Raw genomic sequence first — 7,311 nt, forward strand, 5'->3', positions numbered from 1 at the left:
AAATGCGCCCATGTTTTGCAAAATTCAAAATTCATTACGTGCTACACTCTACTGTACTACCCACCTTATAAGCCCTGTATCAAACTTATTGATTAGATCAGGGTGATAAGGGATTACACGAAAAGTGTAAGAGTATTCGCCTCCATCGGCAAGCTTGATTTCAGTAGTGTAAAGCCAGGTAGAGGAACCCGTCTTTTCAACCATTTTCATTTCCTTTATCTGGGGATCTTCAATGGTGTTGTTGTTTACTTTTCCATAATAAACTTCTACTTTGACATTTGACGGGTCTATATTACCCAGATTTACATTAGCAGAAATTTGGATTGAATCATGGGCATATGCCTTATATTCCTTAAGTTGGTTCAATGTTTTTTCCCCGGATATGGATACCTGGGACCAGTTTTCTTCAATGTATGATTTCCATTCTGCCAGGTTGACGGCATAACTATAATAGCTGGATACGATTTTATCAACCCTTTTTAAGGAAGCTATATACATTTTATTTGTATAATCCTGGACCATCCTGTGAGTACTGAAACGGTATACAAGAGATTTTATAGATTCTTTCATCAATTTGATCCATCCTGTAGGTATTCCGTTACTATCCCTGTTATAATATAGAGGAATAATATGGTTTTCAAGGTTGTAATACAATGATTCACTATCTGCATTGTCCTGGTAATACTCATCATCATAGAAAGTATCGTCGCCTATGACCCACCCGTTATTACCGTTATAACCTTCACACCACCAGCCATCAAGTACACTGAAATTAATTACACCATTAATGCATGCTTTTTGCCCACTGGTTCCGCTTGCTTCTAAAGGTCTGCGGGGATTATTAAGCCATACATCCACTCCTTGGACCATTTTACGTGCCAATTCCATATTGTAATCTTCAACAAGCACTACCTTTCCTGAAAATTCCTCTTGGGATGCTATATCATTAATATGTTTTATAACTTCATGGGCCGGCCTGTCTGCCGGATGTGCCTTACCTGCAAATATAATTTGCACAGGCATTCGGGGGTTATTAAGAATACCTTTAATTCTCTCAATATTCCTGAAAATCAAATTTGCCCTTTTGTATGTTGCAAACCGGCGGGCAAAACCAATAGTCAATGCATTAGGATCAAGCAGATGTTCTGCTTCTCTAATACTTTCGGAGGAATACTCGTTGGATATTCTCTGTTTTTTTATTTTTTTACGCAAATATTCGATCAACTCTTTTTTTAACTGCAGGTGAGTACTCCAAAGCTGGCTGTCGGGTATCTTATCTACATTTAACCATATGTTTTTTTCGGGAATTCTCTCTTGCCATTCTTTACTTAAATATTTATCGTATAAATTTTTAAATGAGGGCGAAAGCCAGGAAACAGTATGAATTCCATTGGTTATGTGGGTTATAGGAACTTCATCTTCAGGTACCCCGGGCCATAAATTACTGTATATATTTCTTGTAACGGCCCCATGAAGTTCACTTACCCCATTTTTTCTACCTGCAATGGTTAGAGCCAGGACAGTCATGTTGAAGTTTTGATTGTCGTTGACTTTTAAACCTAGATCAAGGAATTGATGCCTGTTTATTCCTAATTGATTCCAATAATTACTAAAATATTTATCTATCATATACAGCGGAAATGTATCATTTCCAGCAGGGACAGGAGTGTGGGTAGTAAAAATTATATGGGCGCTGGCTACTTCCTTAGCTGCTTTGAAGGACAACTTTTTTTCCTGCATAAGTTTTCTTATAATTTCAAGGCTTAAAAAAGCCGAATGCCCTTCATTTATGTGATACACTGTTGCATTAATTCCCAAAGCCTCCAAAACCCTTACTCCTCCAATACCCAGCAGTATCTCCTGCTGAATCCTGGTTTCCTGGTCCCCACCGTACAAACGTGCAGTTAACCATCTGTCTGATTCATTATTCTGTTCTATATCGGTATCCATCAAATAAAGAGATATTCGTCCAATTTTAACTTCCCATACTTTTGCATAAACCATTCTTCCTGATAATTCAACACTGATAACCACTTGTTTTCCTTCATTATTGAGAGCAGGCTTTAGAGGCAGCCTGGATATGTTAAGGTTAGTAAAAATAGTTTCCTGCCACCCGTCTTTATTGATTCGCTGATTGAAATAACCTTGTTTATAGAACAAACCTATTGCTACAAAAGGAATACCAAGATCGCTGGCAGATTTGCAGTGATCTCCCGATAAAACGCCAAGTCCGCCTGAATATATAGGCAATATTTCACTTAGCCCGTATTCGGCTGAAAAATATGCTATCTTATGATTGCCTATATCCGGATAGTTTTTGTTAAACCAGGTATTATTGTCCGACATATATGAATCAAACGCATTTACGACTTCATTGTATTTTAACATATACACCTTATTGTTTAAAGCTTCTTCAAGTTTATTGCTGCTTACCTCCTGAAGGAAGCTGATAGGGTTTTTTCCTGTTTCCTTCCATAGCTCAGGATCAATATCTTCAAATAAATCTAAAGCATCATGATTCCATGACCACCAGAGGTTGTATGCAATATCTTTTAATTTTTCCAATCTTTTTGGAAGTATTGGAGTTACTATAATTTTACCCGTTAAAAACATAAACATCCTCCAATTAAAATTTTATAGTTGCAGTATAGGCAGTATAGTATATAGTTTTCTTCCATTCATTTATATTATCAATCTTTATCTTTTTATCTCTTTATCCTTAGATTATTATTTTTCTCTTTGATATAAATTATAAAGATATTTATAAGATAAAACAATAAATTTTGTACCACAGCTTTGTAAATAATTTTGTTTGACAGAGGAATTAAGGGGTAAAATAAATATTAATAGTTTATTAATTATCAAATATATATAAATTTGAAAGCATTAGGAAGGAATGATGTTTATGGTAAATGAAAAAGTATTAGAGCTTACAAAAAACAATTTTGAACAAGAAGTAATGAAGTCTAAAGGATTAATGCTGGTTGATTTTTGGGCTGATTGGTGCGGACCTTGCCGTTTAGTGGTTCCTATTATAGAACAATTAGCTGATGAATATCAGGATAAGCTAACAATAGGAAAAGTAAATGTTGATAATGAAGGGGAACTTGCCACCAAGTTCAGGATTATGAGTATACCTACCATAATGTTGTTTAAAGAAGGAAAAATGGTTGAAAGGCTTGTAGGCGCAAGATCTAAAGAAGAATTTAAGAGCATAATTGATAAGTATTTATAAATAAAATTGTGGCGAGAATATTCAAATATTTACCAGTGCCTGTCAACAGATCGGGTATGTTAAAGAGGTAGTGGTATAAAAGGCAATTTAAAAAGTCAAGTCATATCAAATTGATTCATATCAAATTGATATGGCTTTTTTCTTTAAATTTACTTAAAAAGATTAAAAGCTTAAAGAATTATGAAAATTTTTTGTTGAAAAAAAAGGATTTTAAAAAAAACTATTGAATATATAACAAAGAAGGGGGTAGTGGAAATGTCCGGGGAAAAGCGTTTTAGAACGTCATTGTATGGATTTAATAAAGATGATGTAAATAGATATATAGAAAAAATATTACAGGAATTTGAAAGCAAATTAAAAGAAAAAGAAGAAGAAATTGCCAGATTAAAAAGCGAAAATAGTGAACTGAAGGTCAAATATAGTGAACTTTCCCAAAAAGAACAACAGATAAATGAAGATAGGGCAAGAATAGCCGATGTCCTTATTAAAGCAGAAGAAAAGGCACAACTCATTGTAGAGGAAGCTAAAAGACGGGCAAGTGAGGAAAAAAATAGGATTGAGGAAATTATAGAAAAAGAAAAGGAAAAGTTGGTAGATATTAAGGAAGAAATGCGTACCCTTAAAAAAGGTATTGTTACCACTTTGAAAAAATATGAGGCCCAACTTAGCGGAATTATTGGTGAAGGAGAGGGCAAAACAGAGATAGAAAACGGTAAAACAGAGGTAGAAGAGATGTAAAACAGCAAAATGGAATAGAGAGATCAGAGGGCTCTTATTGATATTTTACTTGAAATCTTAGATTAGTTTAAGTATAATATAAGTATAATAATAAATGAGGAATGTAAATAGCATTGTATTGTAGTACACAGAATAATGTAAATAAACAGATAAAGACAATGATAGGGAAGAGTATATATGGAAGCTTTTTAAGAGAGCCGGTGTGTGGTGGAAGTCCGGCAAGTTCCCATATAGAAAGCAGCCCTGGAGTTGCCTCCTGAGAAATAAGGGTTGTGTTCCTTAATGTAGGGAAGGACGTAATTCCTCATGTTATAGAGGATAGGCGTAAAATGCGCTGATTGAGAGGATACTTTAAGTGGCTATGGCTAGTATTAAAAAGGGCCTGTGTTTTTTTAAGTATCAAATAGGGTGGTACCGCGAAATAAACCTTCGTCCCTAGTATGGGACGGAGGTTTTTTGATTTGAGTTATAATTATAGGAGGGATGATACCAATGGATAAAAAAGATATTGATTTTACGCAAGAAATATTGGAAATATTAGAAAATAACAGTAAATATACCGAAGAGCAAATAGCAGTTATGTTAAACAGGAGCGTTGATGAAGTAAGAGAAGCAATAAAAGCACTGGAAGAAAAAAATATCATAGCCGGATACAAAACAGTTGTTAATTGGGAAAAGATACCTAAGGAAGCGGTTACCGCCTTAATTGAGGTAAAAGTAACTCCCCAAAGGGGAGAAGGCTTTGACAAAGTAGCTGAAAGAATCTACAGGTATCCTGAAGTAAAAGCATGTTATCTTATGTCCGGAGGTTTTGATCTTACCGTTATAATTGAAGGCAAAACCTTGAAAGAAGTGGCGTTTTTTGTGGCAGAAAAGTTAGCTCCCTTGGACTCTGTTTTGAGCACATCTACTCATTTTGTCCTTAAGAAATATAAGGAAAACGGTACAATTTTTGAGAGTAAGGAAGAGGACAACAGGGAGGTTGTAATACTATGAATATAGTTGAAATGATTTCGCCGCTGGTAAAAAGTGTGCCTCCTTCAGGAATAAGGAAATATTTTGATATGATAAACGAAATGGAAAATGTCATTTCTTTAGGTATTGGTGAACCGGACTTTGTAACACCGTGGAACATAAGGGAGGCAGGTATATATTCTTTAGAAAAAGGACATACCCATTATACGCCAAACTCCGGATACATTGAGCTCCGTGAGGAGATTTCCAAGTATATTTACAGGAAATTCGGAGTAGAGTATAACCCTAAAAATGAAATAATTGTTACTGTAGGAGGAAGTGAAGCAATTGATTTAGCCTTTAGGGCACTGGTAGGCACAGGTGATGAAGTGATTATTCCCGAGCCTTCTTTTGTAGCATATAAACCCTGTACCATATTTACAGGTGCAACCCCTGTAATTATAAAGCTTAGAGTCGAAGATCAATTCAGGCTTACCCCGGACCTTTTGGAGAAAGCTATTACTCCCCGCACGAAAGTACTTGTACTTCCTTATCCTAATAACCCGACAGGGGCAGTTATGAAAAAAGAGGATTTGGCTAAAATTGTAGAGGTTTTAAAAGATAAGAATATCATCGTAATATCGGACGAAATATATGCAGAGTTGACATATGAGGGTAAACATGTATCCATAGCAAGTTTTCCGGGGATGAAGGAAAAGACCGTTCTTATAAACGGTTTTTCAAAAGCTTATGCCATGACAGGTTGGAGATTGGGATATGCATGCGGACATCCTGATTTAATAGGTGCAATGTTTAAAATTCACCAATATGTTATTATGTCCTCGCCTACTACAGCTCAAAAGGCGGCGATTGAAGCTTTAAGAAACAGTGACAGTGATATAAATACAATGGTAAGGGAGTATAACAGGAGAAGAAGGATAATGGTAGATGGGTTCAGGAAAGCAGGTTATGGTTGTTTTGAACCTCTTGGCGCATTTTATGTTTTCCCGGATATAAGAAGTTCAGGAATGAGTTCCGAAGAGTTTTGTGAAAGGCTTCTTATTGAAGAGAGAGTCCTTGTTGTCCCAGGTACTGCTTTTGGCCAATGTGGGGAGGGATTTGTGAGAGCAACTTATGCAAACTCAATGGAGAATATTATTGAAGCCTTAAAAAGAATTCAACGGTTTGCAAGAAAGGTAAGAATGTAGGGCACATTTTTAAATTTTGAAGAAAATGTCGGAAGTAACATTGCGGAAAGTCTTATAGAGCCTGTTAATCCGACAAGGGATAAGCAAATCAACTGTTCTAAGCAAAATAATTACATTGAAATATTATTAAATCCCATTCAAATTATTTTGCGAGTTTGATTTGCCCCGAAGTGAATTTACAGGCTCTTAAGACTTGGAGCATTTAGTTACCGGAAGCATTTTCTTCATAAAAATAAAATGCGCCCGGAAATGTAAAACTATTTGTTTTTATTTATGGGTTATGGTAAAATTATGTATAAATATTTGCATAGATATGTATGAATATTTTTAAAGAATGGGGTGAGTTATATAGCATTTTCAACCATTATTAAAAAGCTTAGAGAGGAAAACAACTTATCCCAAAAAGATATTGCTGAGTATCTTGGTATTACCCGGCAGGCGGTAGCCGCCTATGAACTTGCAAAGAGAGAACCTGACTATGAAGTGTTAAAGAAACTTGCGGATTTTTTCGGAGTTTCTGTAGACTATTTATTGGGAAGGGTTTCATGCAAGGATATTAATGTCTTGACTGTAGCTAAAAACATTAAATTTATAAAAGGCAATTTAACTTTTGAGGAATTTTCGAAGGACATTTTCCGCAAAACAGGTACAATGATAACGCCTGAAATGTTGGAGCTTTATACCAAGGGAGAGAGAATGCCTTTTATCGGTACAATCAGAGTATTGGCCCAATATGCGTCAGTCCCTGAGTCTTTTTTCTATAGGCACAATACTCCTGAAACATATCATCAGGAGAAAAAGATGTATATGAAAGAGGTGCAGCAACTAGGTGCAGAATATTACCATGGTTTTGACTATACTATACCTGCTGCACTAAATCATATGGATGTTAATTTAGCTCAGTGGGTAATGAATAAAAACAATTTGAAATATATAAGGCTTGCTAAGGAAATGCAAGAATCTGGACTTCCCATAGAAAGCGTCTACTCCATTATTGATGTTTTGAAATCTATTAATAAGGGTAAGGAGTAATAGAGTAATAGAGTAAAAGGGCGCATTTTCAAATTTTGAAGAAAATGCTGGAAGTAACATTGCGGAAAGTCTTATAGAGCCTGTTAATCCGACGAGGGATAAGCAAATCAACTGTTCTAAGCAAAATAATTACATTGAAATATT

At 35.4% G+C, this 7,311-nt stretch carries 6 protein-coding genes and 1 other annotated feature; of the genes, 5 read left to right on the plus strand and 1 reads right to left on the minus strand.

Annotated elements, in window-relative coordinates; all coding sequences use genetic code 11:
- Positions 1-48: 48 nt before the first annotated feature.
- Positions 49-2,613, minus strand: coding sequence for an alpha-glucan family phosphorylase (gene glgP, locus HPY74_09630; protein ID NSW90910.1), 2,565 nt, complete (start codon positions 2,611-2,613; stop codon positions 49-51).
- Between the two features lie 292 nt (positions 2,614-2,905).
- Between glgP and trxA the strand changes: the two genes are divergently transcribed.
- The 5 genes from trxA (at position 2,906) to HPY74_09655 (ending at position 7,167) form a co-directional block, all read left to right on the plus strand.
- Positions 2,906-3,235, plus strand: a complete 330-nt coding sequence (gene trxA, locus HPY74_09635) for a thioredoxin (GenBank protein NSW90911.1) — start codon at positions 2,906-2,908, stop codon at positions 3,233-3,235.
- A gap of 255 nt (positions 3,236-3,490) precedes the next feature.
- Positions 3,491-3,973 carry a DivIVA domain-containing protein gene (locus HPY74_09640; GenBank protein NSW90912.1) on the plus strand — a complete coding sequence of 161 codons (483 nt, stop codon included), beginning with the start codon at positions 3,491-3,493 and terminating at the stop codon, positions 3,971-3,973.
- A gap of 149 nt (positions 3,974-4,122) precedes the next feature.
- Positions 4,123-4,413: a binding site (T-box leader), on the plus strand.
- 52 nt (positions 4,414-4,465) lie between these two features.
- Positions 4,466-4,969: an Lrp/AsnC family transcriptional regulator gene (locus tag HPY74_09645; GenBank protein ID NSW90913.1), complete on the plus strand. Its 504-nt coding sequence runs from the start codon at positions 4,466-4,468 to the stop codon at positions 4,967-4,969.
- Positions 4,966-6,135 carry an aminotransferase class I/II-fold pyridoxal phosphate-dependent enzyme gene (locus tag HPY74_09650; protein ID NSW90914.1) on the plus strand — a complete coding sequence of 390 codons (1,170 nt, stop codon included), beginning with the start codon at positions 4,966-4,968 and terminating at the stop codon, positions 6,133-6,135. The genes HPY74_09645 and HPY74_09650 overlap by 4 nt, the downstream gene beginning before the upstream one ends.
- Before the next feature lie 348 nt (positions 6,136-6,483).
- Positions 6,484-7,167, plus strand: a complete 684-nt coding sequence (locus HPY74_09655) for a helix-turn-helix transcriptional regulator (protein NSW90915.1) — start codon at positions 6,484-6,486, stop codon at positions 7,165-7,167.
- Positions 7,168-7,311 lie beyond the last annotated feature (144 nt).

It is taken from the genome of Bacillota bacterium, from assembly GCA_013314855.1.
In the GTDB taxonomy this organism is placed as follows: Bacteria; Bacillota; Clostridia; order Acetivibrionales; family DUMC01; genus Ch48.

Excerpts from the sequence above, each read along its gene's own strand:
- glgP (NSW90910.1), bottom strand. The coding sequence starts at position 2,613 with ATGTTTTTAACGGGTAAAATTATAGTAACTCCAATACTTCCAAAAAGA.
- trxA (NSW90911.1), top strand. The coding sequence starts at position 2,906 with ATGGTAAATGAAAAAGTATTAGAGCTTACAAAAAACAATTTTGAACAA.
- HPY74_09640 (NSW90912.1), top strand. The coding sequence starts at position 3,491 with ATGTCCGGGGAAAAGCGTTTTAGAACGTCATTGTATGGATTTAATAAA.
- HPY74_09645 (NSW90913.1), top strand. The coding sequence starts at position 4,466 with ATGGATAAAAAAGATATTGATTTTACGCAAGAAATATTGGAAATATTA.
- HPY74_09650 (NSW90914.1), top strand. The coding sequence starts at position 4,966 with ATGAATATAGTTGAAATGATTTCGCCGCTGGTAAAAAGTGTGCCTCCT.